The sequence below is a fragment of the Natronosalvus sp. KLKA75 genome (assembly GCF_059736265.1).
The window spans coordinates 1,477,278-1,502,185 of sequence record NZ_CM185522.1; the positions used below are offsets into that span (position 1 = coordinate 1,477,278).

General features: G+C 62.6%; 16 protein-coding genes and 2 pseudogenes. 9 read left to right on the forward strand and 9 right to left on the reverse strand.

The window, feature by feature from the left end; genetic code table 11:
- Positions 1-229: 229 nt before the first annotated feature.
- The 4 genes from glpA (at position 230) to AC6I65_RS07135 (ending at position 6,224) form a co-directional block, all read left to right on the forward strand.
- A complete protein-coding gene (gene glpA / locus AC6I65_RS07120) occupies positions 230-1,996 on the forward strand; it encodes an anaerobic glycerol-3-phosphate dehydrogenase subunit GlpA (protein ID WP_497901236.1) in 1,767 nt (588 codons plus the stop codon).
- A 1-nt stretch (position 1,997) separates the two neighbouring features.
- Positions 1,998-3,302 carry a glycerol-3-phosphate dehydrogenase subunit GlpB gene (gene glpB / locus AC6I65_RS07125; protein WP_497901237.1) on the forward strand — a complete coding sequence of 435 codons (1,305 nt, stop codon included), beginning with the start codon at positions 1,998-2,000 and terminating at the stop codon, positions 3,300-3,302.
- Between the two features lie 220 nt (positions 3,303-3,522).
- Positions 3,523-5,046 (forward strand): anaerobic glycerol-3-phosphate dehydrogenase subunit C, encoded by a 1,524-nt coding sequence (locus tag AC6I65_RS07130; RefSeq protein WP_497901238.1) that lies wholly within the window; start codon positions 3,523-3,525, stop codon positions 5,044-5,046.
- Complete coding sequence (locus AC6I65_RS07135) at positions 5,046-6,224, forward strand: Cdc6/Cdc18 family protein (protein WP_497901239.1); 1,179 nt, start codon at positions 5,046-5,048, stop codon at positions 6,222-6,224. The genes AC6I65_RS07130 and AC6I65_RS07135 overlap by 1 nt, the downstream gene beginning before the upstream one ends.
- A gap of 119 nt (positions 6,225-6,343) precedes the next feature.
- Here the strand turns inward: AC6I65_RS07135 and cruF are convergent, their stop codons facing one another.
- The 3 genes from cruF to crtID form a co-directional block, all read right to left on the reverse strand.
- A complete protein-coding gene (cruF, locus tag AC6I65_RS07140; protein ID WP_497901240.1) occupies positions 6,344-7,228 on the reverse strand; it encodes a bisanhydrobacterioruberin hydratase in 885 nt (294 codons plus the stop codon).
- Complete coding sequence (locus AC6I65_RS07145; protein ID WP_497901241.1) at positions 7,221-8,093, reverse strand: prenyltransferase; 873 nt, start codon at positions 8,091-8,093, stop codon at positions 7,221-7,223. The genes cruF and AC6I65_RS07145 overlap by 8 nt, the downstream gene beginning before the upstream one ends.
- Before the next feature lie 125 nt (positions 8,094-8,218).
- Positions 8,219-9,718 (reverse strand): bifunctional phytoene desaturase/3,4-desaturase, encoded by a 1,500-nt coding sequence (gene crtID, locus AC6I65_RS07150; protein ID WP_497901242.1) that lies wholly within the window; start codon positions 9,716-9,718, stop codon positions 8,219-8,221.
- 151 nt (positions 9,719-9,869) lie between these two features.
- Between crtID and AC6I65_RS07155 the strand changes: the two genes are divergently transcribed.
- Together AC6I65_RS07155 and AC6I65_RS07160 are read left to right on the forward strand one after the other, a co-directional pair.
- On the forward strand, positions 9,870-10,604 hold the full coding sequence (locus AC6I65_RS07155; RefSeq protein WP_497901243.1) for an SDR family oxidoreductase: 735 nt from the start codon (positions 9,870-9,872) through the stop codon (positions 10,602-10,604).
- A 76-nt stretch (positions 10,605-10,680) separates the two neighbouring features.
- Positions 10,681-11,514, forward strand: coding sequence for a class I SAM-dependent methyltransferase (locus AC6I65_RS07160; protein ID WP_497901244.1), 834 nt, complete (start codon positions 10,681-10,683; stop codon positions 11,512-11,514).
- Positions 11,515-11,587: 73 nt separating this feature from the next.
- Here the strand turns inward: AC6I65_RS07160 and ppsA are convergent, their stop codons facing one another.
- Positions 11,588-13,939, reverse strand: a complete 2,352-nt coding sequence (gene ppsA / locus AC6I65_RS07165; RefSeq protein WP_497901245.1) for a phosphoenolpyruvate synthase — start codon at positions 13,937-13,939, stop codon at positions 11,588-11,590.
- A 252-nt stretch (positions 13,940-14,191) separates the two neighbouring features.
- On the opposite strand from ppsA, the gene AC6I65_RS07170 reads away from it, so the two are divergent.
- On the forward strand, positions 14,192-14,872 hold the full coding sequence (locus AC6I65_RS07170) for a hypothetical protein (RefSeq protein ID WP_497901246.1): 681 nt from the start codon (positions 14,192-14,194) through the stop codon (positions 14,870-14,872).
- Between the two features lie 382 nt (positions 14,873-15,254).
- Here the strand turns inward: AC6I65_RS07170 and AC6I65_RS07175 are convergent, their stop codons facing one another.
- From AC6I65_RS07175 to AC6I65_RS07185, 3 genes are all read right to left on the reverse strand, one after another.
- Positions 15,255-15,848, reverse strand: coding sequence for a cupin domain-containing protein (locus AC6I65_RS07175; protein WP_497901247.1), 594 nt, complete (start codon positions 15,846-15,848; stop codon positions 15,255-15,257).
- Positions 15,849-16,410: 562 nt separating this feature from the next.
- The gene (locus tag AC6I65_RS07180; RefSeq protein WP_497901248.1) at positions 16,411-17,547 is read right to left on the reverse strand and encodes an ATP-binding protein; all 1,137 of its coding nucleotides are present in this window, start codon (positions 17,545-17,547) and stop codon (positions 16,411-16,413) included.
- Between the two features lie 229 nt (positions 17,548-17,776).
- Positions 17,777-18,427, reverse strand: a complete 651-nt coding sequence (locus AC6I65_RS07185; protein WP_497901249.1) for a helix-turn-helix domain-containing protein — start codon at positions 18,425-18,427, stop codon at positions 17,777-17,779.
- Positions 18,428-19,237: 810 nt separating this feature from the next.
- On the opposite strand from AC6I65_RS07185, the pseudogene AC6I65_RS07190 reads away from it, so the two are divergent.
- Positions 19,238-19,600 (forward strand): annotated as a pseudogene (locus tag AC6I65_RS07190) (PAS domain S-box protein); the annotation flags it as partial.
- Positions 19,601-19,729: 129 nt separating this feature from the next.
- Positions 19,730-22,048 (forward strand): PAS domain-containing protein, encoded by a 2,319-nt coding sequence (locus AC6I65_RS07195; protein ID WP_497903175.1) that lies wholly within the window; start codon positions 19,730-19,732, stop codon positions 22,046-22,048.
- Between the two features lie 259 nt (positions 22,049-22,307).
- Here AC6I65_RS07195 and AC6I65_RS07200 read toward each other — a convergent pair whose 3' ends face one another.
- Positions 22,308-23,207: a PhzF family phenazine biosynthesis protein gene (locus tag AC6I65_RS07200; RefSeq protein WP_497901250.1), complete on the reverse strand. Its 900-nt coding sequence runs from the start codon at positions 23,205-23,207 to the stop codon at positions 22,308-22,310.
- A 173-nt stretch (positions 23,208-23,380) separates the two neighbouring features.
- Positions 23,381-24,832, reverse strand: a pseudogene (gene thiC, locus AC6I65_RS07205) (phosphomethylpyrimidine synthase ThiC).
- Between the last annotated feature and the right edge of the window lie 76 nt (positions 24,833-24,908).

The following is a 24,908-nucleotide window of genomic DNA, read 5'->3' on the forward strand; positions in this document are numbered from 1 at the left end:
TATGTAAGTCGGTATTTATGTATTTCTCGAGACAACCTCTGTGAACGAAACCATTACTGCCTAGGAATATCGAGTAGACGAATTTACAGGGGCGTTTCTCGCCTGTACTCGTTCGACCCACGAAAACTCCTGACACAACGACGAACTATCTGGAAAAACGGTGATTGTTATGGGTGTTGGCTGACCACCGATAAAATAATGGCGCGTCACCACGTCGTTGAGTCAACGGATGGCATACGATACGGAGGTACTCGTCGTCGGCGGCGGCTCCACCGGCTGTGGCATCGCCCGGGACCTGGCGATGCGCGGGCTCGAGGTGACGCTCGTCGAGCGGGGAAACCTCACACACGGGACGACCGGCCGGATGCACGGCCTCTTACACAGCGGGGGCCGCTACGCCGTGTCGGACCAGGCCAGCGCGAAGGAGTGCATCGAGGAGAACGAGGTCCTGCGCGACATCGCCGGCCACTGCGTCGAGATGACCGGCGGACTGTTCGTCCAGCGCCCGGAGGATCCGGACGACTACTTCCAGGAAAAGCTGCGTGGGTGCAAGGCGTGTGACATCCCCGCACGTGCCCTCTCGGGGCGGGAAGCCCGGGAGATCGAACCCTACCTCGCCAAAGACGTCGAGCGAGCGATTCAGGTGCCCGACGGTGCGATCGATCCCTTCAGACTCTGCGTGGCCAACGCTCTCGATGCCGAATTCCACGGGGCGCGCGTCGAAACCCACGCCGAAGTGATCGACCTCCTCCGCGAGGGCGACGACGTCTACGGCGTCGAGGTCCGCCACGACTCCGGCCCCGGAAAGCGGACCCACCGGTCGCCCGGCGCCACCGAGGAGATCACGGCTGAGTACGTCGTCAACGCGACCGGCGCGTGGGCCGGCCAGATCGGCGAGATGGCCGACCTCGAGGTCGCCGTCCGCCCCTCGAAGGGCGTCATGACCATCATGAACGTCCGCCAGGTCGACACGGTCATCAACCGCTGTCGACCGAAAGGCGACGCCGACATCGTCGTGCCCCACGAGACGACCGCCATCCTCGGCACCACCGACGAGGAAGTTGAGGACCCCGACGACTACCCTGAGGCTGGCTGGGAGGTCGACCTGATGATCGACACCCTCTCGGAACTGGTGCCGATCCTCTCGGAGGCCCGCACGATCCGCTCGTTCTGGGGGGTCCGCCCGCTGTACGAACCGCCAGGAACTGGGACGGTAGACCCCACGGACATCACCCGGGATTTCTTCCTGCTCGATCACGCCGAACGCGACGGCGTCTCGGGAATCACCAGCATCGTCGGCGGCAAGTTCACCACCTACCGGATGATGGCCGAGCAGATTTCCGATCACGTCTGCGAGAAACTCGGCCACCGGGCCACCTGCGAAACTGCAAGCGAACCACTTCCGGGAAGCGAGAACCTCGAGACCCTCGAGGACGCGATGGACGACTTCGGCCTGCGTTCGCCGATCGCGCGACGGAGCAAACAGCGCCTCGGGAGTCGCTCCCAGGAGGTGCTCGGAACCACCGATCCGAACCCGGTCGTCTGCACCTGCGAGGGCGTCACGCGCGCCGAAATACAGGACGCCATCGAGCAATCCGGCTCCGACCTGAACGCCGTGCGAATCCGGACCCGGGCGTCGATGGGCAACTGCCAGGGCGGCTTCTGCTGTCACGTCATGGCCAACGAACTCCACCCCGAGTACGACGAGCCGACGGCACGAGCCGCCTACGACGAACTCTTCCAGGAGCGCTGGAAGGGCGAGCGCCACGCGCTCTGGGGCGAACAGCTCTCCCAGGCGATGCTCACCTACGCGCTGCACGCGACGACGTTCAACGCCGACGGCGATCCGGCTCGAGCCGACGAGCCGGTCGACTTCGGGGCGTTCGACGGCGGACGGCCGGACTCGGCTCGGGAGGCGACCGGCGGCGTCGCGACCGACGGCGGTCCTCGAGACTCCCGACAGCGTGGCGAGGATCCGAAGGGAGGTGATCGTTGAAATGGCCATCACCGACGACGTGTTCGTCATCGGCGGCGGACTCGCCGGCGCCACGGCGGCGCTCGCCGCGGCCGAACGCGGCGTCCAGGTTCGCCTGCTCACCTACAAACAGAGCACGCTCCGACACGCCAGCGGGCTGATCGACGTGCTCGGCTACGCGCCTAATGGAAAGGGACCACTCGCCGACCCCTTCGACGCCCTCGAGTCGCTCCCGGAGGGCCACCCCTACGAACGCGTGGGTGGCGATTCGGTTCGCGAGGCGCTGCTCTTCTTCGACGCGATCGTCGGGGACGCCTACGTAGGCGAGCACACGGACGCAAACGCGCTCGTCCCAACCTCGAGCGGCGCGATCAAGCCCACGGCCCGCTACCCCGCCGGCGTCGCGCCCGGGCTCGCGAGCGATCCCAGCGACGCGCTGCTCGTCGGCTTCGAGACGCTCCCCGAGTTCGATGCCCCCCTCGCCGCAGCCCACCTGGAGGACACCGGCGCTCCGTTCGAGGCCCGCGGCGTCACCCTCTCGTTCCCGGGCATTCGGCGCGACGACGCCAAGGTGACCCGGTACGCGCACCTGCTCGACCGCGACGAGGCCGTCGACGTCGGCCGCGGCGAGACCTCCGCGCGGGCCGCGTTGGCCGCCATCGTCCGCGACCAGCTCGAGGGCGAGTCCCGCGTGGGGTTCCCGCCAATCCTGGGCGACGACAATCACGCGACCGTCCGCCGGGACCTCGAGGAGCGCCTCGGCGTCGACGTGTTCGAGGTGCCTTCGGGGCCACCGAGCCTGCCAGGAATGCGCCTCGAGGACCGCCTGTACGACGCGCTCGAGGACGCTGGCGTTCGCGTCACGACGGGCGTCCCGGTGGTCGACTACGAGGCGGCGGAGCGCAACCGTGGCTCGAGTTCGACGCGAATCGAACACGTCCTCGTCGACCGCAAGGGCCAGGACGTCCCCTACCGCGCCGACGAGTACGTCCTCGCCACCGGCGGCCTCGTCGGCAAGGGCGTTCGATCCGAACGCGAGCGGGTCTTCGAACCCATCTTCAACTGCCACGTCGAGGCGTCGCCGGACCGCTACGACTGGTTCGACGGCGACGCCTTCGGCGACCACCCGTTCGCTCGCTTCGGCGTGGCCATCGACCGCGAGTTGCGCCCGCTCGACGCCGCGGGCGACCTCGAGTTCGCGAACCTGCGGGCGGCGGGTGCCGTCCTCTCGGGGTACGACTTCGCCGCCGAAAAGTCCGGCAGCGGCGTCTCGCTCGCGACGGGGTTCGTCGCGGGCGACCGGGCTGGATCGGAGGTGCGCGGATGAACCGAGCGGTTCGTTCGCGTGCTGGCCCGGACGCACTGTACGGACCGTACGCAGCCTCGAGTGGCCCCTCGAGCAGTGTGTGCGATCAGTGGCGGCCGGATCGACGGGCGACCGAGAGCGAGACCGAGACTTGCGGTGGAGACGAGTTTCAGAGCCAGGCTCAGGCGCACATGCAGATTCAGAGACGGATCCAATTTCAAACCAATATGACGGTGATTCCATGAGCGACGCGACACGACCGACCGACGACCACGTCCCGGGCGACGACGAGTTCGACCCCATCGAGGTCTTTCCGGAAGCCGACGACATGGACCTCCGGCCGGGGGCGGACAACTGCTACAAGTGCTCGACCTGCGATACCAACTGCCCGGTCGCGGAAGTCGACGACGAGTTCCCCGGACCGAAGTTCCAGGGGCCGGAGCAGTGGCGGCTGAAACGCCAGTCCGACCACGACGTCGACGACTCGATCATGAAGTGTTCGAACTGCATGCGCTGTGACCACGCCTGTCCCTCGGAAGTGCCGCTTTCCCAGATGCACAACAGCGCTCGCGGGGAGTACGTCGAGGAGCGGATGAGCAAGCGTTCGCTCGAGTACTGGCGAAACCGTCTGCTCTCGAACTACCGGCTGATGGCCCACCTCGGGAGCAAGGTCCCCCGGCTGACGAACTTCGTAATGGGGCTCACGCTCACCAGTGTATTCAACGAGAAGGTCCTCGGCATCGCGGGCGAACGCGAGTTCCCCGAGTTCGCCACCGAAACTTTCCGGGAGTGGTGGCGAGCGCGGGGCGGTCACGAGGCCTCGAGAGAACGAGCACAGGCGGCTCGGGAGGAACGCGGCGAGTCCGGCGCCGAAAAGCGGGTCGCCTACTTCCACGGCTGCTACTCGAACTACAACACGCCCGAGGTCGGCAAGGCCCTCGTACGGGTGTACGAACACTTCGGCTACGAAGTCGTGGTGCCCGAGCAGCGCTGTTCGGGGACGCCGATGTTCGCGAACGGCATGCTCGACGACGCCCGCCGGGCCGCCGACACCAACGTCCCCGAACTCGCGGCCGCCATCGAGGACGGCGCCGACGTGATCGCTTCCTGCACCTCGTGTTCGATGTCGCTTCGCCAGGAGTACCCCGAACTGTTCGACATCGACGGCGTCGACGACGTCTCGAGTAACACCTGGGAGGGCCTGGAGTACCTCCGCGTCCACGAGGACCTCGAGGGCGAACTCGCGGGGACGCGCGCCGACGTGCCGAACCTGGCCTACCACACTCCCTGTCACGCCCGTAACCAGGGACTGGACGGACAGGCCATCGAGGTGCTGACGACCATCGACGGCGTCGAGGCCCAGGACGTGGGCGAGTCCTGTTCTGGAATTTCGGGCACCTACGGCTGGAAGGAAGAGCACTACGAGACCTCGATGCAGATCGGCGAGGAGATGTTCGAGCACATGGAACGCGCCGACGGCGACACCGGTCTCACCGAGTGTCCAACTTGTGCGATGCAGATGGAACACGGGACCGGATACGAGATCAAACACCCGCTCGAGGTGCTCGAGGCGGCGCTCGTTCCGGACTCTCCAAATGTCGCGCGTGCGACGACGGATGGCGGCGTCGACGAGGTGGGCGAGGCGGGCCGTCGAGACGAGGTGCGCGGATCGGACCGCGAAGACAGGACGGACGAAGCTGACCACGAAGACGGGACGGGCAGACCGGACCGCGAAGGCCAGGACGAGCCGTCCGGAGCGAACTGATGGATCTCGCGGAACGAATCGCCCGTCGGCGAACCGCCCAGCCGCATTCGGGGTTCGTCCTCGACCGGGAGGTGCTGAGCCCCACCGTCCACCGCAGTGAGCCCGTCGGCCGCGGTTCGACCCTCGAGGCGCTCCTCGACGCCGTCGAACCCGCCTTCAGCAACTTTCTGCCGAAACCGTTCGCGGTCGTCGGTCCTGCCGGGTCCGGAACGTCGGCCGTGATCACCGCGCTCTTCGCCGCACTGACGGCGGAGCTGGGCGATTCGACTCGAGCGATCGGGACGACGACGCGCGCCGGCAGCGACCGGCGGGCGATCCGGTTCGTCTACGTCGACGCCCGGCGGACGACCAGTGCGTTCGCCTTCTATCAGGCCGTCCTCTCGTCGCTCTCGACGGATTCCGTTCCGACCAGCGGCGTCGGGACGGACGACCTCCGCGACCGTCTCGCCGCGCGGCTGGCCCGGCCCGACCGCCGGGCAGTGATCGCCGTGGACCACCATGACGAACCGGAAACGATCGACGTGACGAGGGTTCGGGAGTTACTCGAGGCGGTCGACGAGAGCACCACGGTCGTCCCGGTCGGGCGGCGAGCGCCCACCGGGTGGGACGGGTCCGTCGTCGATGTCCCGGCCTACCGCCAGCACGAACTCGTCGACGTGGTGACCGAGCGAACTGCCGCGGGACTGGCCGCCGGCACACTCGACCACCAGACAGTCCGGTCGCTGGCGGAGTGGGCCGACGGCAACGCTCACGACGCGCTAGCGGCGGTGTTCGGCGCCGCGTACCTGGCGACGGAGGCGGGCGCCGAAGCGATCGACGACCGCCACCTCGAGGCCGCGAAGACGGACGTGCCGGGTGGCGGCGTCCACGTCGACCGGGCGCTGGCCCTGCCGGAATCGCGCCAGCGCGTGCTCGTCGCGCTGATCCAGGTGTGTGACGACGAAACCGACCGTCGGTCGATTCGCGCCCTCGCGGACGACATTGCCCGCTCGTCGTCGCTGACGAGCGGAACCGTCAAGCGGTTTCTGTACGAACTGGCCGACAGAGGGCTGCTCGAGCGGGTGTCGATCGACGAGGCGGTCGGGAGCGAGGGAGGGAGTGGTGGTCGCCGCCCGAGCACGCTCGAGCCGCGATTCCCGACGATCGCGTTTCAGGCGTTGACGACGGCCCAGGAGTAACCGAGCGCTCGAGCGGCTTTTAATATAATTCCTATAGTATTAGTGGATCAGTACTGGTTAGAGCCTCGGCGTTCTCCTCACTTTGACGGACGATGATTCGTCGCGATTCTGTCGACGCGCTACTCGAGCACCCGGCTTCGGATCCCCTTCGGAACGGCGTTCGCCACCATCGTGCGGTCGTAGCGGCCGGTTCGCAGGAGGCCGAGACAGAAGACGCCAGCGACGGCCGCGGCGATCCAGTTGCCGTAGAGGACATTGATCGATCCCCACAGGAGCACGAAACTCACCAGGTCGTCGAGGATGAACGGACACTCGTGGACGCGCTCGAGCAGCGCCTCGCGGTCGAAAGCGAGGTCGACGAGAACCACGGCGACGGTCCCTGAGAGGAGCCACCCGACGTAGTTCGAGAGCGGAACACCGTAGTAGACGCCCGTCTCGAACGCCCAGAAGCCGATGGAGACGGCGGCGGGGTCCAGCACGAGGTCGACGGCGACAACGGCGACGACGGCGGCCGGGAGCCGGACCAGCGGGTTCGTGGCCCGCTGGCCGAAGACGAGCACCGTGAGGAGGTAGGCGTTGAGTACGAGCGGAACGAAGAACAGCGGCAAGGCGAGTGGAATCTCCCCGAAGAGCATCGGTCCGAGCGAGATTGCGTACTCGAAGTCGCCGTAGGGCCAGTCGATACGCACGCCCAGCAGTTCGACGCCGTAGGTGTAGGCCGTGAGCAGGCCGAGCCAGCCGAGCGCCCGCCAGCCGATCCGGGGCAGGAGACCCACCACGAGGGGCGAGCGCATCACGAGCGTGCCGAAGAGGATCAACAGCGGGTTGTACGCGAACGGCTCCGGAATTACGCCTTCGGCGCTCCCGACGAGGCTAATTGCGCCCACCAGCGGGAAGATCACGGCGATAGTGAAGCGATTCTCCAGGACGAGCGTCTCGAGGCGACGCTGGATCCGTTCTCTGCCTGCCCGATTCGGAGCTGCCGCGGTCCCGCCGTCAGCCATAGAACACCCCCCAGAGCCCGCCCATCGTCAGCGCCATACCGACGACCGTGTTGATCGCCGGGAACCACCAGTAGGCCCGCGAGACGGCCACGCTCGAGGTCGCCACGCCCAGGACGAAGAACGGGTAGATGCCGAGCAGTAGTCCTAGACGGTAGTCGAGCGCCCCGAAGGCGAGGGCGGCGGCGAGCCAGCAGGCGGCGCAGTAGGCGTAGGTGCGCCGTTTTCCCAGCACGGTCGCGGTCGTCCGAATCCCAGCCCGGCGATCGGGTTCGATGTCGGGAACGGCCGAGAACGTGTGCATGCCCATCGCCCAGAGCCAGGCGCCGACGAGGGCCAGAATCGGCGGCTGGGAGCCAGAGATGGCAGCGTAGGCGGCCGCGCCGGGGGCGATGTAGAGGCCGTTCGAGACCGAATCGAGCAACGGTGTCGTCTTGAATCGAAGCGGCGGGGCGCTGTAGCCCGCACCCAGCACGAGGAAGACGGCGATCCAGGGCCACGACGGCGCCGGCAGCCACGGGAGCAGGACAAGCGGGACGAGTGCGCACGCGACGACGCCAACGGGAACGAATCGCTGCCCCTCGTAGCGCGCTTCGCGACCGTCCTTCTTCGGATTCTCGGCGTCAATTTCCCGGTCGTACACGTCGTTGATTCCGTACAGGAAGACGTTCGCCGGGACCAGGAAGTACGCGAACAGGACGAGCGCGGTGAGCGACAGCAGTTCCCCGACGCTCTCGGCGGCGTAGGCGATTCCCACCAGCACCGGCCCGGCGAGGTACAGCCAGAACCGTGGTCGAGACAGCGTCACCAGGTACGCGAGCGGGTCGAGGATCGGGCGCTCGCTCGAGGAGCGTCGGTTGGCGGTCACGGTGGCTCACCGGGGAACGATTCCCTCGCTGGCAACGGCGCCGTCACCGCCGAGTGACAGTGTCGGTTCACCATGGTTTGGCTTCGGACCTGTGTGTCGGTCGGTGCCATCGTGGTCACCTCGAGTCAGGTACCAGCGCCGTCTGTACCGAAATCCTCGAGCACCTTCTCGGCCGTGAGTTCGCCGCTGATGAGGCACATCGGGACGCCGATGCCGGGTGTGGTGTACGATCCGGTGAAGTAGAGGCCGTCGACTTCTTTCGAGCGGTGTGGTGGCCGAAAGAGGGACGTCTGTCGCAGGGTGTGGGCCATCCCCAGCGCAGTGCCCGCGAAGCTGTTGTACCGGTCGGCGAAATCCTCAATGGAGAACGTCTCCTCGAAGACGATTCGATCCCGGAGGTCGGTGCCCGTGTGTTCGGCGATGTCCGCAAGGACGAAGTCGCGGTACTCCTCCCGGATCTCGGGGGTATCCTCAAGTCCCGGCGCGACCGGGACGAGCACGAACAGGTTGCTGTGGCCCTCGGGGGCAACGGTGTCGTCGGTTTCGGAGGGGACACATAGGTAGTAAGCCGGGTCGTCTGGCCAGGCTGGCTCGTCGAAGATCTGTTCGAAGTGGTGCTCCCAGTTCGTCGGAAGCACGAGGGTGTGGTGAGCGAGGTCCGGCACGTCACCCTCCACACCGAGGTAGCACAAAAACGCGGAGGGGGCGTAGGTACGCGACGCCCAGTAGTCGGCGTCGTAGCCGCGCTTCTCGGGTGGGAGCAGGTCCTGCTCCGTGTGGGCGTAGTCGGCGTTGCTAACCACCAGATCCGTCTCAAGAGGTCCCTTTGGGGTCTCGACGCAGAACGCCCCCTCGCGGCCCTTAATCTCGGTCGCCGGCCGGTTCGTCTCGTAGGTGACGCCGAGTTCGCGCCCAAGGTCGGCGATTCCGTCGATGACCCCGCCGATGCCGTCCTCGGGGTACCAGACGCCGAGGTTGAAGTCGACGTGGCTCATCAAATTGTACAGCGCGGGGGTGTTCCGGGGCGACCCGCCGAGGAAGACGAGTGTGTACTGCATTATCTGCTGGAGCTTCGGGTGGTCGAAGTAGTTCTCGACGTGGCCCTGCATCGACCCCAGCAAAGAGAGGCCGCGGGCATGGCGGGCCACGTCGAGGTCCAGATAGTCGCGCAGGTGCTCGCGGTCCTCGTAGACGAAGTGTTCCATCCCGACCTCGTAGTTCTCCCTCGATTTCTCGAGGTAGCGTTCTAACGCCTCGCCGGCGCCATCTTCGTAGGATTCGAACACGGCTTTGGTCCGCTCGAGGTCGCGCGTGACGTCCACCCGGTCTCCGTCCTTGAAGAAGATCCGGTAGTGTGGATCGAGGTGGGTGAGGCTGTAGTAGTCGCTCGGCGAGCGGTCGAACGTCGCGAAAAACCGCTCGAACACGTCCGGCATGAGGTACCAGGAGGGCCCCATGTCGAAGCGAAAGCCGTCTTTCTCGAGGCGGCTGGCTCGACCGCCGAGTTGCTCGTTCTTCTCGATGACCTGCACATCGGCCCCGGCATTCGCGAGGTAGCACGCCGTCGACAGCCCGCCGATCCCGGCCCCGATTACGACGACCGACTCTCCCGCGAGCGAGTGCATGGTCCCAAAGTAGTGTTGGATCGGTGATAAACGTGTGCCTACCTACGTAGGTGTCGCTGTCGTAGGAGGTCTTTTTTCGCCGGTCGATGTGCTTGCGTAACTGGCTACGGCGAGTCGATACGCTCGAGTAACTGGCCGCCGTGGGTCGCGCATGGACGAACGGACGGTCGTCGTCACCGGCGGGACGCGCGGAATCGGTCGAGCAGTCGCCGCGGCCTTCGCGGCGGAGGCGTGGACGGTCGTCGTCGGGGCTCGAGACGCCGCCGAACTCGAAGAGGCGGTCGCGGACCTCGCCTCGGGGACCGACGGGGCCGTCACGGGTCTCCGGACCGACGTTCGCGACGAGTTCGACTGCGAGCGATTGATGGAGACCGCCTCGAGAGCCGGACCAGAGAGCGGGATCGACGTCGTCGTCGCCTGCGCCGGCGTCTATCACGGGAACGCAGGCGAGACGCCGATCGACGAGGAGTCTTACAGCCGGTTCGACGACCACTGGCGGACGAACGCGCGCGGCGTGTTCGCCACGATCACGGAAGCCCTGCCGCACTTGAGCGACGGCGGTCGCGTGCTTGTGCCGACGGGTTCGGTCGCTCGCGACGGGAAGCTGGGCTACGGCTCCTACGCCGTCTCGAAAGCGGGCGCCGAGGCGGTCGTTCGCGGGTTCGCTGCCGACACCGATACCGACACCGTCGTCGGCTGTCTCGATCCAGGCCAGGTCGGCACCAACCTAACAGGTGGCGAGGGACGGGACCCCGTATCGGTGGCCGAACTCTTCGTCTGGGCGGCGACCGAGTGCGACCCGGACGTGCTTGACGGCGAGGTCGTCGGCCTCGCCGACTGGAAACGAGCGACGAGGGATGAGACGACCAACGGAGTCGACAGGTAGGAAGCGACCGGCGGGTGGACGGATAGGGGCGACCCCGAGACCACAGGTGTTTACGATGCCACGCCGTACGCCCGGTATGACGAGACTGTCGGCGATCACCCGGTGGATCCGAGCGACCATCGATCGCCAGCGCGAGGCGCTCGCGGACGAGGGCACGCTCACCTACCTTCGCACCCGCCCGCAGGCCGCCCTCGGCGCCTTCGGCACCCTGTTACTCTCGATGGACTCGAGGCGAATGGACCCTGATGAGGTCCAGGAACGCTGGGCGGAGCGCTCGGGCGTCTACTCGCCGGAGTTCTACGCCGACATGGGGACGACCGGCGGCACGGAATCGATCCGTTCGGTGCTCGACGCGCGGGTCGACCGCGACGCGACGATCCTGGAGGTCGGCTGTAGCGCCGGTCGTCACCTCGAGCACCTCCGCGAGCACGGCTACGAGAACCTCCACGGGATCGACCTGAACGAGGACGCCAGCGACGTCATGGCTGAGCGCTATCCCGAGTTAGCCGAGGACGGAACCTTCTACTGGGAACCGCTCGAGGACGTCCTCCCGCGACTCGAGGACGGCCAGTTCGACGTCGTCTTCTCAGTAGAGGCCCTCCAGCACATCCACCCAGACAACGAGTGGGTTTTCGGCGAAATCGGCCGCGTGACCGACAACTTGCTGGTGACGAAGGAGAACGAGCCCGACGGCGACCAGTTGTTACGGACCACACAGGTCGAGGACTTTCCGCTCTATTTCAGGCAGTGGAAGCCGATCTTCACCGACCTGGGATTCACCCAGCTGGCCCGGACCGAGGACACCGTCGATACGCTCCGGGTGTTTTACCGGGAGGACTCGGCGCTCGCTCTCGAGGACGACGACCGTGTCGTGGACGAAGCCGGAAAGCGGAGCCCGGTCGAGAACTAAATCGAGTGTACTGTTCAAGCGAGCCGATGCGATCAGGGCGTCGAGCCGCCCGAACGGTCTGCCGACTCGAGTTCTAGCGTACGGACTCGAGTAACAGCTTCTGCTCGACGCGCTTGACCTCGTGTTGGACGTCGCGGACGGCGTCGATGTTCGCCGAAATCGAGCTGACGCCCTCGTTGACGAGGAACTGGACCATCTCGGGCTTCGAGCCCGCCTGGCCGCAGATGCTCGTGTCGATGTCGTGCTCGCGGCAGGTCTCGATCACGTCCCCGATCAGGCGGAGAACGGCCGGGTGAAGTTCGTCGAACCGGTCGGCGACGTTCTCGTTGTTCCGGTCGACCGCGAGGGTGTACTGGGTGAGGTCGTTCGTCCCGAAGGAGGCGAAGTCGATCCCGGTCTCGGCCATATCGCCAACTGAGAGCGCCGAGGCTGGCGTCTCGATCATCACGCCCCACTTGCGCTTCTCGGGGTCGATGCCGGCTTCCTGCATGAGCCGCTTGGCCTGGAAGACGTCCTCGGCGTCGTTGACCAGCGGGAACATGATCTCGACGTTGTCGTAGCCCATCTCGAACAGCCGGCGGAACGCCTCGAGTTCGTAGGCGAAGACGTCCGGGCGGTCGAGGCTGCGGCGGATGCCGCGGTAGCCGAGCATCGGGTTGTGCTCGGCGGGTTCGCCCTCGCCACCCTCGAGTTCGCGGAACTCGTCGGTCGGGGCGTCGAGGGTGCGGACGCGGACGGGGCGCGGGTAGAACTCGTCGGCGACCGTTCGGACGCCCTCGATGAGTTCGCCGACGTAGGCGTTCTCGCCGTTGTCCTCGATGTACTTCGCGGGCGTCTTGCCGAGCGAGAGGATCATGTGCTCGATGCGCAGCAGGCCGACGCCGTCGGCGCCGGTGGCGGCCGCCCGGTTGGCGGCCTCCGGGATCGAGACGTTGACCTTGACCTCCGTGGCCGTCATCGGCTTGACCGGCGACTGCGGCCGGACCTCCTCGACGGGTTCGCGGTCCGCATCGGGTTCGCTCGCCCCCTCGAGGACCGTTCCCTTGTCGCCGTCGAGGGTGACGATTTGTCCGTCCTCCAGGACGGTACTCGCGTTCTGGGTGCCGACGATCGCGGGGACGCCGAGTTCTCGCGAGACGATGGCGGCGTGGCTGGTCATGCCGCCCTCGTCGGTGACGATGCCGGAGGCGCGTTTCATCGCCGGCACCATGTCGGGCGTGGTCATCTCGGTGACGATGATGTCGCCCGATTCGACCTTGTCGAGTTCGTCGAGTTTACGGACGATCCGGACGGCGCCGCTGGCGGTGCCGGGGCTCGAGCCGAGGCCGTCGACGATGACCTCACCAGTTTTCGAGCCCGAGTCGCCGGATTCGCCGCCGGCGACCGATTGTGAGCCGCTGCCATCAGTGAGGCCGGTCGCCGCGTCCGCCTCGACTCCGGACTGGTCGAGCCCTGAGGTTTCGACGTCGGGTTCGAATCCACCATCGATGGTCGTGATCGGCCGTGACTGGAGCATGTAGATGTCGCCGTCGACCATCGCCCACTCGACGTCCTGGGGCGTGTCGTAGTGCGATTCGACGCGCTCGCCGAGTTCGACCAGTTGCTCGAGGTCGGTATCGGAGAGCACCCGCGCGTTCCGGCGGTCCTCGTCGACCTCGCGCTCGACGGTTTCCCCCGTCGCCTCGTCTTTGACGTGCATCACCTTCTTCTCGGCGACGGTGACGTCGATCGAGCCGTCCTCGCGGGAGACGACGTAGTTGTCCGGGGAGACGGCCCCGGAGACGACGGCCTCGCCCAGTCCCCAGGCGGCCTCGATGATCATGGTGGGGTCGCCGGTCGAGGGGTGGCTCGTGAACATGACGCCCGAGGTCTCGGCGTCGACCATCTGCTGGACGACGACGGCGATGTTGACGACGGAGTGGTCGAACCCCTGCTCCTGTCGGTAGTAGATTGCCCGCTGGGTGAACAGCGAGGCCCAGCACCGGCGGACGCGGTCGAGCAGGTCGTCCTCGGTGATGTTCAGGAACGTCTCCTGTTGGCCGGCGAAGGAGGCGTCCGGGAGGTCCTCGGCCGTCGCCGACGAGCGCACGGCGACGAAGGCTTCCTCGTCACCCCCAATCTCGCGGTAGGACTCGAGGATTTCCTCGCGAAGCTCGTCGGGGAACGGCGTCTCGAGGATGAGGTCCTGGGCGCCGTCGGCCGCGCTCGCGAGCGCGGCCGAGTCTTCGACGTCGACGTCGACGACCTCGAACAGTTCCTCGTCGATGCCGGCGTCCTCGATGAAGCGTCGATAGGTCCCGGCGGTGACGACGAACCCGGGTGGGACGGGCAACCCAGCATCCGTGAGTTCCCCGAGAGAGGCACCTTTGCCGCCGACAGTCTCGATGTCGTCGGCGCTGATCTCGTCCAGCCAGAGTACTGCCATCTGTGTCTTCGTGGACACCGCATCGAATAAAGAAGGTTGCGAACGATGCTTACAATTTCCAACTCGATATCGAATGAATTTCTCGGACAGCGTCGGATCTGGTTAGTCGGACGGAACCGTCCGTTCCTCCTCCGAATACCCGTATAGAGCGATATTCGTGAGTTCATAAGCGACCTTCATCGGTGAATAAACGCGCCCCGCTCCGGTGCAGTCCCGAAGTGACTATACCGCTCGAGTGAGATTCACTCGCGTATGGACCTTGCGAAGGTACTCACGCGGACGCTCCAGTATCGGGCTATCGTGACCGGCTCGCTGATCGGCGGGTTCGTACTCGTCGCGCTCGGCCTCATGGTCGGCCTGTCGGGGTCGATCGGCGCGTTGTTCTCGGATCCGACCAGTCCGGGGGAGGCGCTCGAGGTGACGAGTCCGGTAATAACCGTGATCCTCGTGCTCCTCGGGATCGCTATCTGGCAGTTCGGCCGAACGTTCGCGCTCCTGTACACCGTTCCGGTGGCCGCGGGCGAGGAAGCTGCCCGCCAGTTCGACCGGCAGACCCTCAAGAGCGACATCCTGCAGGGCCTCGACGGCCGACTGACGGACCTCGAGGAGGACGTCGCGGAGACCCGCCGGAGCGTCCAGGAACTCAAGCGCGAAGAACACGCCGCGAGTTTCGACGAAGGGACGGCGCTCAAGAGCGGCGCGGGCGACGAACCGTCGGCACTCGAGTCCGGTTCTTCGACTGGCGGCGCAGGGCGGCCGCTCAACCGCGAGGAATCTCGAACGAATCAGGGAACGACCTCGAGTTCTCGGTCCGAATCGGGTTCGTCGGCCGGCACGGGAGGGTCCGACTCGACCGGGTCGGGGTCGAGCCACTCGAGCGACCGTGAACGCGACGAGTCAGGGACAAATCAGGGGTCCGATCCGCTACCCTGAATCGTTCTCTCCTCACATCGTTCGTTCTAGTTTCTTCCGTACACTGGAACGGCGTCCCGTAGCGGCAGCTCCCGTGTACTTGACTGCGATCGATCTCGAGTGTCCCAACTCGACCCTCTAAAAGGTCCTGTAGAATGTTTAAATTTTACAGGAACCTGGGGGCGTGCTGAATACAGGGCGCGAATGCAGCATGGATCAACGATCACTCGGAAGACATTACAATCGCTTAGTGTAGAGAAACGAGATAACACACCGGCCACAGAATATCGAAAATTTGTCTGGATTGTGCGCTGAATATCAGGGACGGAATCACCGAATTGAACCTTTTGTTCGTGGCGCCGGCTCACTCGAGCACGAACCGCCAAATATCTGGAGCGGGGCGTCAACACTCAACTGGTTCGACCCATATCGTCGCAGGTTCTCCGTCGGGAACCCCGAGGAAGATCGCGTATGCTCGGGCGGGCTCATCGTCGCTCAGGTTATCAGCATTGTGGACCACTCCGGGATCGAACCATCCATCACCTGCCGAGTAGGTGCGAGGGACACAATCTCTCTCCCACGTGACTTCGACTTCACCTTCGAGCATGCTGACGAGCACCACTCCTGGGTGGTGGTGCCAGCCGGACGACCCGCCTGGCTCCCACCTGACATCGGCGACGATCATGGTTGACTCACTGTCCAGCGTTTGATGCGCACCGATGGGGACACCGGGGTCATCGTGATCTGTTTCAGCAAACGTGTGCGAGAACGTCGCCGCCAATTCGTCAGGAAAAGGGGCGTGCTCTGCGAGGATATCGACTTCGAAGCCGTCCGGTTCGTCAATGGCGCCGTCCTCACCGTTGGTGTCACTCTCGTTGTCTCCGTCATCAGCAGTTGACACAGGACCGCTCATGGCAAGTGCACCCGCTGTGACCGCGCTCGCTTTCAGGACTGTTCGGCGCAAGAGACCTTTAACTGGGTCTGTATTTTGGCTCATATTCTCTTTCCTCAATCCCCCAACTGTCGTTTTCAGTTAGAGCATTCAACGCAAACGTTAACATACCACATAATACTATCAATCAAACAATAACAAGGAACGTCATAGCTAACAACTCGTTTGAGGATACACCTGCTTAGTTCGCAGCCGTATGTCTCAGTTGGTTCCGAACTGACTGGGTGAAATAAATGGCGCTATTGTGCTGAATTCACCCTCTGTATCTAGCACACCACTTCTGATAGCAACTCGGTAGTTTGTTGAGTTTCTGCAAGAGAGAAGGTGCGAATGTAGCACGGACTGAAGCCGACTTTCAAGGAGTGGTGATTGCCCAATAGAGAGGGCTCCCCTATCGCTCTATCCAGAGGGGAAATTATTATACCTCATTGAACAATAATCGATCTATAGATGGTAAAGTACCTGGCTGCACTGGGGTTCGGATTTGTGAGAGAGTTGATTGGAGAGGGACGCAACAGCAGGTGGCAGCATTTCTTTTGGCGTTAATGGAGATAGCATATTGTTCGGTATTCCACACCTGTTCGGGTCAGTTTCTACCAGCCAATCACTAGGCAGAGCTGATTGACTCCTCTGATGTAGCGGCGACGTCGACGCTTGTCCACTCAAATCGCGCCCCACCCGACTCACTTTCAGTGAGGTCACACTCCCAGCCGTAGGCGTTGGTGATCTGAGCAACAAACGAGAGGCCAAACCCAATACCAACTTCACCAGTGGTGTATCCAGCATCGAAGACGGCGCCGCGGTCTTCCTCTGGGATTCCGCGGCCATTATCTTCAACGTAGAACCCTCCGTCAAGATCACCGATACGAACGGTCACACCCTCATGGTTATTCTCGATCGCATTTGAGAACAGATTCTCGAGTAAATGGTAGAGGTGAACCGGATCGACGTAGATTATCTGTTCGGTTTCGATCACAAGCCGTGCTTGTCCTGATACCAGCGCCGCCCACGCGTCTGTGGCCACGTCTGAAATCGCCACCACCTCTCCCTCCAGAGTTGCTTCATCTACCCGTGCAGTCAGTAGAAGAACACTGATGATCTCGTCGATACGGTTGTGCGCCTGCTCGACCTCGTCGAACGCCTCGTCGTTACCGTCCGCGAAATCATTGAGGCGTATCTGTGCGATTGCCAGCGGGTTTCGCAGTTCGTGTGCGAGCATTTTCGAGAATCCCTCAAGGCGCTCGTTCTGTTGTTGAAGCCGATGTTTGTGCTGTTTGACCTCACGGTTGTGCTGTTTGACCTCACGATTGTGCTGTTCTGCCTCACGAGCGCGGGTCGTAGTTTGAGCTTCGTTCATACCAATTGCGAAGCCACCGAGAATACCGATTGCCATCGTAATCGTAATCGACCAGAGCACCCCGTCAGTAGTCACACTGGGGTCAACGATACGCAAAGAGATGGCGACTGTCATCACTCCTACCGCGCCTAAACACCAGATTGCAATCTGTGAGTACGTCTCCGGGTGGACTCCGGAATGATGCAGCCGATACCCACCGTACAGAAGTACAATACCAGGGAGACCAATCTTGAAGAAATCGAGTACCGCGGGGGTGAGTGACGTCTCCTCGAGTGCACTAAAGAAAACTCTCCAGACAGCAATCGCGACAAACAGGCCTCCGACGGCAGAAATAATGCGTGGCCAGAGATTCCTGTACCCTTCATTATCTGTCGTATTGGCAGACATGGTTTTATAATGATAGATAGCCTCTGTCGCGAAGGGTAGATGACGCGCTTCCGTCTATATTCCCGAGAGATGTACCTCTAGTGACCTGTATGAGTCTCACCCCAAAAGCAATTTCCAGGCAGCAGACGCCTTGTGTTATGATGGCGTACCCGACATTTCCGACCATACTGTTTCACAGGAACGAACAGTGTTTGAATGTGACTTTTGCGTAGGTAACCAATTCATATACTCATTTGGCCGGGCTGACTAAGGTACTCCCAATCAGCCGTCTGGTACCTCGTTGCAATCTGGAGGCCAGCGCTTGTCGTGTAATCCCGAGTTCGTCAGCGACCATTGTTTGCGCTACTTCCCGTGGAGAGTCGTAGTACCCGCGTGCATATGCGAGCGTCAGCGCCTCTCGCTGGGCCTCAGTGAGATCATACTCTTGCCCTGATCGTAAGGGTGCAAGGGCATGAAGCTGGGTGAGTTTGATTGGAATCTCGTTACTGCGACAGTAAGACTGAAAGTTGGAGACAGCTTGTTGTTCGTCGCCACGTATTTCGAACGTCCATTTATCCTGCTTCCCAATGGCTGAGACCAGTATGACATTTGTTTCGAGGATCGCAGTTAAGACGCTCTCGTAGTCGAAGTCCCAGTCAATGCGGATAAGGGCTTCACCAGCAACGTCATCGATCACACGAAGATCGTGAACGCCAGGATGCTCGATTTCGCCAAGTTCACTCTCTGCAACGTCACTGTCCCTCACCCAGAAATACGGAACAACCGCCTTGTCCGTCGGGACAACACGGTCTAATTCGATTTGCGCATCTGGCAACTCCGAAAAAACGGCTGCAAGCGGGAATTCACCGTCTGTAGTAGCAAATGATGCTTCAATGGCCATACGCGAAATACTCGAGTTGGAATAAAGATCTATCGACCACAATGATCGATTCGCAGGTTCTATATCGAGTAATTCAGAAACAGCCGAGGGAAATAAAGAAAGTCATCATGTTGCATACCTTCTCTGAGCCGACCTCGGTCGCCGCTGGATTGGCGAGGACGAACGCAACACCTCGTTGCAGGTTGAGGGTCGGCCTCGCGCAGGCGAGTCACCGCACGGATACCGCTCCGCTCGTCGCCATGAACGCGGGCAACGATCACTACCTCGGGCTCTCCTGGTCCCCGAGCGGTTACATCGAGCGGACCGAAGTCTCCTTCCATGTTCCTGTGGAAATTATCCCGAACACGGGTTTGGCTCGTCTGCTGGCATATACCGGCCCGAACGGAGGGCACGTAGTTCAATCGCGTTCGCTCCGTAGGTTGGTCCCTCTCATCGAGTGTCTAATCAGCATTTACACGAACTCGATTTTACGTCACCAGCGCGAAACAAACGGTGCTGCCGTTCTAAACTCATCCTCTGTATGCAGCAGCCTCGAGCTGCCAGAAAAACGATAGTCTGCTGAGCTGGTGCTGCATACACAGCGCGAATGCAACACGAGATTCTGTTCAATCGGTAAAAGTGGGAGCCGCTCGGTACAGGAGGACAATATACCGAGACAGGTGTTAGCATGCCTAAACCCTGTCAGGAAACGCGTGTTGAATACGGATGACGAATTTCATCTCTTTCTGGCTGAATGCGCACGAAAAAAGACACCCGTACAAGGGTTTAACCGCATTCGAGGCTACAGACCTGTATATGAAAATAGCGGATATGACCGGAACTGCATTTTGGGGGAATGTAGATGCCGATCAAGCCCTCCAAAATTATCAAACCCTTGTTAAGACGGCAGATGCCGGGATCTATCAACTCGACTCCGATGGACGGTTCGTCGGGGTTAACGATGCTATTACTGAGATAACCGGTTACAGCCGCGAGGAACTCGTAGGCTCGCACGTTTCGCTTCTCCTCAAGGAGGCCGCGATCGAACGCGTTGAAGAGAACCTTCGCAACCGGCTCAAAAGCGGTGAAACCCCGGATAACCAACGAACGTTCGACCTGTTGATTGAAACTGCCGATGGCGAATCGAAACCCTGTGAAGTCCGACTGAGCCTTCTTACCGACGATGGTGACTTCTATGGAACGTTCGATATCGTTCACGAAACCTCCGAACAGAACCAGACGGAGCGGACACTTACCTTCCGTGAAAAACCGGAACAACGACTCGAAGAACAAGAGGCGACGTTACGCGAGATTCACGAGGTCATCTCTGATGGAGAGCGATCGTTCGAGGAGAAAGTCAATAGTTTGTTAGGTATCGGGCAGGACGTGATTGGAACGAAGTACGCTTCTCTGTCGCACGTCAACGGAGATGAGTACCGCTTCGAGGTCGTACGCGCACCAGACGGCACAATACAGGCAGGAGATGTCGTTCCGCGTTCGGCGACGGTGTGTGAACGAGTGACCCGCACTGGAGAGTCGCTCGTCCTCGAAGACGTCGCCGCCGACGCGCCGGCACTCGCTGACCGAGCAGAGAACGCTGAGTGGGGAATCGCGTGCTACCTCGCCGCGCCTGTCTTTAAGGACGGAGACCTGTACGGTACGTTCTGCTTCTACGATGACGATGTTCGCGAAGAACCGTTTTCCGACTGGGAAATCACGCTGGTAGACCTGCTAAGTCGGTTGGTCACCTCCGAAATCGAACGGAAAGAACAAGAGGAGGAACTCCGCGAGAGCGAGGAGAAATTCCGCCAGCTCGCCGATCACCTCACAGAAGTCGTCTATATCGAATCGGTCGATGGAGACGAGATACACTACGTTAACCCATCCTACGAAACCATCTGGGGCCAAAACCGTGAGCACCTCTACGAGAATCCAACAGCGTTCGTCGATGCGATCCATCCGGATGACCGAGACCGTGTTCGGAAGCTGGTCACCGAACAGACCGAGTACGAAACGGAATACCGGATCGTCCGCCCCGACGGCAGTGAACGGTGGATCCACGACCGGACAAACGCCGTTCACGACGAAGACGGAACGGTAGCACGAATCGTTGGGATCGCCTCCGACATCACCGAGCGGAAAGCGCGTGAGCAGTATCTGCACGACGCGAAGGAACAACTGGAAGCCGCAACCGAAGCCGGAGCGATTGCCACGTGGGAGTGGGACGTCCCCGAAAATCGGCTGCGCGCCGGTGCCTCGTTCGCCACGCTGTTCGGGATCGATCCTGATGACGCTCGTGATGGTATCCCGCCTGATAAGTACTTGACTTCGATCCACGAGAACGACCTCGAGCGTGTCGAACGAAAGGTTGGTACATCAATCGAGACCTGTGGCGAATTCGAAGCAGAGTTTCGCGTCTGGAACGCCGACGATGAACTTCGATGGGTAGTTGCCCGCGGTCACGTCGAGTGCGACGATGACGGGAACGCCCAGACGTTCCCCGGGGCACTGACCGACATCACGGAGCGAAAACGAGCCCAACTCAAACTCGAGGAGCGAACGAAGGAACTCGAAACGCTATTCGAAGTGCTACCCGTCGGTGTTGTAGTCGCGGATGAAGACGGGTCACTGTGTAGAGCGAACGACACTGCAAAGGAAATATGGGGCGGCAATGTCTTCGATGCGGAATCGGTGGATGAGTACGAAAAGTATTCCGCGGTGTGGGCAGGATCAGGCGACCCGGTCGACCCAGACGAGTGGACGATGTCCCAAGTGCTCCGCGGCGAAGAAGTCACTGAACCGAATATCTACGAAATCAGTACGTTCGACGATGAGCAGCGTATTATTATGGAGCATGGGATGCCAGTCGAGGACGAACACGGTGACGTGAGTCGCGCAGTCGTGACGCTTACTGACATCACGGAGCGCAAGAGGTATCAACGCAAACTCGAGGAGTCCAACGAACGTCTCGAACAGTTCGCGTACGCCGCCTCACACGACCTTCAAGAGCCGCTCCGGATGATTACCAGCTATCTCAACCTCATCGAGCGCCGATACGATGAGGAGTTGGGCGAGGATGGGCAGGAGTTCCTCGAATTCGCCGTCGACGGTGCCGAACGGATGCGTGAGATGATCGACGGCCTGCTCGAATACTCCCGCGTCGAAACGAGAGGCGAACCGTTCGGATCGGTTGCTCTCGAAGAGGTGCTTAAAGACGTTCGAATGAATCTTCAGCTCAAGATTGAGCAATCAGACGCAGAGATCACGGCGGAGTCGCTCCCGCACGTTCACGGAGACGGCGGCCAACTCCGGCAGGTGTTTCAGAATCTGTTGAGCAACGCCATCGAGTACAGCGGCGAGGAGCCGCCCCGTGTTCACATTTCGGCAGCACGCGAGGGATCGAAGTGGCGTATCTCGGTTCGCGATGAGGGAATCGGCATCGACCCCACCGATACCGACCGGGTCTTCGAGGTGTTCCAACGCCTCCATAGCCACGAGGAACACGATGGGACGGGGATCGGTCTCGCACTCTGTAAGCGCATCGTCGAGCGACACGGCGGTGAGATTCGGGTCGAGTCCGAGTCGGGTGAGGGAGCGACGTTTTCGTTCACGTTACCAGCTGCAGACGATCTACGTGAATGACGACCTCTACCGATTAACCACACATCCCTATTGACCGACTATCGACGCCTCCTGAATAAATATCTTGTATTCATTACGACCCACCGAACAGCGTCTTAGCTGACAGAAATCCCACTGATCAACTCGCCAGTTTATCGATCGGCTGATCCAGCGCAAATCACTCAGAACCATGAAGTCGTTCGCTGAATCTATCCTCTGTATTCAGCACGCGATTCGTATCAATCTCTAAGGGTTTCAACAGAGCCTCTCGAACCGACACTCAGGCCTCGAGTATGTCGTCCGCCTCCGCTTCGGGAACCTGTAACGAGCCGTCCAGGACTGTCACCGCCCGGCCGCCGACCTGCACCTGATCGTCGACGCGGACGCGAACGAGCCCCGGACGGTCGACGTAGTGGCCCTGCTCGAGACGCAGTTCCTCGGGGAAGTCGTCGAACGCACCGAAGTGCTCGAGGTAAGCGCCGCAGGCGCCGCTCGCGGTGCCGGTCACGGGATCCTCCGGGACGCCGGCCCCCGGGGCGAACGCTCGGCCGTGGAGGGTCGACTCGGCCTCGAGCGCGTCGAACGTGAACAGGTAGACGCCCGCAGCGTCGACCCGGTCGGCGAGCGCCGCCACGGCGTTCACGTCCGGGTCCGCCCCGCCCACGTCCGAGAGGTAGGTGATCGGGACCTGCAGAAACGGGAGGCCGGTCGAGGAGACCGCCAGCGGGAGGTCCGCGGCGACGCCCTCGAGCCCCGCCTGGTCGACGCCCAGCGCGTCGGCGACGTCCTCGTACTCGAGGTCGACCTCGCAAATCGTCGGGGCGTCCTGGGTCATCCAGACGGTGCCGTCGGCCTCGACGTCGATCTCGAGGACTCCCACGTTCGCCTCGAGGGTCGAGGTTCCGGGCTCAACGTCGCCGTGCTCGGCGAGCCAGGCGAAGCTGGCGATAGTCGCGTGCCCGCAGAGGTCGACCTCCTGGGTGGGGGTGAAGTAGTGGATTCGGCGGTCGGCGTCGTCGCTCTCGAGGAGGAACGCCGTCTCGCTGACGGCCATCTCGTTGGCGATGGCCTGCATCTGCGTCTCCGAGAGGTCGTTCGCGTCCGGGACGACGCCGGCGGGGTTTCCGGCTAGCGGTTCGTCGGTGAACGCGTCGACCTGCAGTATGCGTCTCGTCTCCATGCTGGCGGCGACGGCTGACAGCCAAATGAATCCACCGACGGACGGATCCAACGAAGAGGTGGACGTCATTGGTCGACCCTTCCGAAGAGGTGGACGCCATCGGTCGATGGCTCGATGGCGCTCGTGTCCGAAGGCGGTCGTATTCAGGGCGCTCATGTCCGAAAGCACGCACGTTAGCGCGAATCGGTGGTCGCGTCGACATTCGGATCGCGGTCTCTCTCGACGCTCGTCTCGTCGGTTACAACCTTACCCCCGTCGTGGACGCCAACTGGCGGCAGGTTGACTGAAGCGGCCGGCGAAGTCTCGAGATCCGTCCGTCCCGTCAGTCGACCCAGTTCTCCCTCCTCGCGGGTATCCTGGTCGATGCGCATCGAACAGAACTCGACACCGCACATCGAACAGAAGCGAGCCTCCTTGTAGTTGTCACCGGGGAGCGTCTGGTCGTGGAACGACCGGGCGCGCTCGGGGTCGAGGGCGAGGTCGAACTGGGTCGACCAGTCGAACGCGTACCGAGCCTCCGAGAGGGCGTCGTCCCAGTCTCGAGCCCCGGGGCGGCCGTTCGCGACGTCGGCGGCGTGGGCGGCGATCCGGTAGGCCGCGAGTCCGTCTCGAACATCGTCCTTCTCTGGCAGCCCGAGGTGTTCTTTGGGCGTGACGTAACAGAGCATCGCGGCCCCGGCTCTGGCCGCCATAGCCGCCCCGATGGCGCTCGTGATGTGGTCGTATCCCGGCGCGACGTCGGTGACCAGCGGCCCGAGGACGTAAAACGGCGCGCCATCGCAGACGTCCTGCTGACGCTCGACGTTTTCGGCGATTCGGTCCATCGGGACGTGGCCGGGCCCCTCGACCATAACCTGGACGCCCTGATCCCAGGCCCGCCGCGTCAGGTGTCCCAGCGTGTCGAGCTCGGCGTACTGCGCCTCATCGCAGGCGTCGGCCAGCGATCCCGGGCGGAGGCTGTCTCCGAGGCTGAACGTCACGTCGTACTCCTCAAAGATGGCACAGATGTCGTCGTAGACCTGATAGAGCGGATTCTGTTCCCCGTGGGCTTCCATCCACTTCGCGAGGATCGAGCCTCCTCGCGAGACGATTCCGGTCGTTCGCCCCTCCGTCAGCGGCAGGTGCTCGAGGAGGATTCCCGCGTGAATCGTCATGTAATCGACGCCCTGTCGAGCCTACTTTTCGATCACCTCGAGCAGCAGCTCGGTCGTCAGGTCTTCGGGCGAACCGGCGCGTTTGACCGCTTCGTACACGGGAACCGTCCCGATTGGGACGGGCGATTGCTCGACGTTGGCCGTTCGAATCCGATCGAGGTCGCTTCCCGTGCCGAGATCCATGACGGTATCGGCGCCGTAGTGCACTGCCGTGTGAAGCTTCTCGAGTTCGGTCTCGACGTCGCTCGTCGTCTCGCTGTTACCGATGTTGGCGTTGACCTTGGTCGCGAACGAGCGGCCGATGATCATCGGATCGAGCGCGTCGTGACCGACGTTCGCTGGGATAACGGCGCGTCCGTCGGCGACTGCCTTCCGAACGGTTTCCGGGTCGCGTTGTTCTCGCTCTGCGACTCGTGCCATCGCGTCGGTGACCGTCCCCGATCGGGCAGCCTGTAGTTGCGTCTCTGCCATCGACAACTTAGTGGTACCACTAGATTATAATTCTTCACATCCCAATCTACAGCAACGTACTTATCTGTCGGGCGAG

Bases quoted from the DNA above. Each gene is read 5' to 3' on its own strand.
- AC6I65_RS07200 (WP_497901250.1), bottom strand. From the start codon at position 23,207: ATGGAGACGAGACGCATACTGCAGGTCGACGCGTTCACCGACGAACCG.
- crtID (WP_497901242.1), bottom strand. From the start codon at position 9,718: ATGCACTCGCTCGCGGGAGAGTCGGTCGTCGTAATCGGGGCCGGGATC.
- AC6I65_RS07135 (WP_497901239.1), top strand. From the start codon at position 5,046: ATGGATCTCGCGGAACGAATCGCCCGTCGGCGAACCGCCCAGCCGCAT.
- AC6I65_RS07160 (WP_497901244.1), top strand. From the start codon at position 10,681: ATGACGAGACTGTCGGCGATCACCCGGTGGATCCGAGCGACCATCGAT.
- AC6I65_RS07155 (WP_497901243.1), top strand. From the start codon at position 9,870: ATGGACGAACGGACGGTCGTCGTCACCGGCGGGACGCGCGGAATCGGT.
- AC6I65_RS07180 (WP_497901248.1), bottom strand. From the start codon at position 17,547: ATGTCTGCCAATACGACAGATAATGAAGGGTACAGGAATCTCTGGCCA.
- AC6I65_RS07185 (WP_497901249.1), bottom strand. From the start codon at position 18,427: ATGGCCATTGAAGCATCATTTGCTACTACAGACGGTGAATTCCCGCTT.
- glpA (WP_497901236.1), top strand. From the start codon at position 230: ATGGCATACGATACGGAGGTACTCGTCGTCGGCGGCGGCTCCACCGGC.
- cruF (WP_497901240.1), bottom strand. From the start codon at position 7,228: ATGGCTGACGGCGGGACCGCGGCAGCTCCGAATCGGGCAGGCAGAGAA.
- AC6I65_RS07175 (WP_497901247.1), bottom strand. From the start codon at position 15,848: ATGAGCCAAAATACAGACCCAGTTAAAGGTCTCTTGCGCCGAACAGTC.
- glpB (WP_497901237.1), top strand. From the start codon at position 1,998: ATGGCCATCACCGACGACGTGTTCGTCATCGGCGGCGGACTCGCCGGC.
- ppsA (WP_497901245.1), bottom strand. From the start codon at position 13,939: ATGGCAGTACTCTGGCTGGACGAGATCAGCGCCGACGACATCGAGACT.
- AC6I65_RS07130 (WP_497901238.1), top strand. From the start codon at position 3,523: ATGAGCGACGCGACACGACCGACCGACGACCACGTCCCGGGCGACGAC.
- AC6I65_RS07170 (WP_497901246.1), top strand. From the start codon at position 14,192: ATGGACCTTGCGAAGGTACTCACGCGGACGCTCCAGTATCGGGCTATC.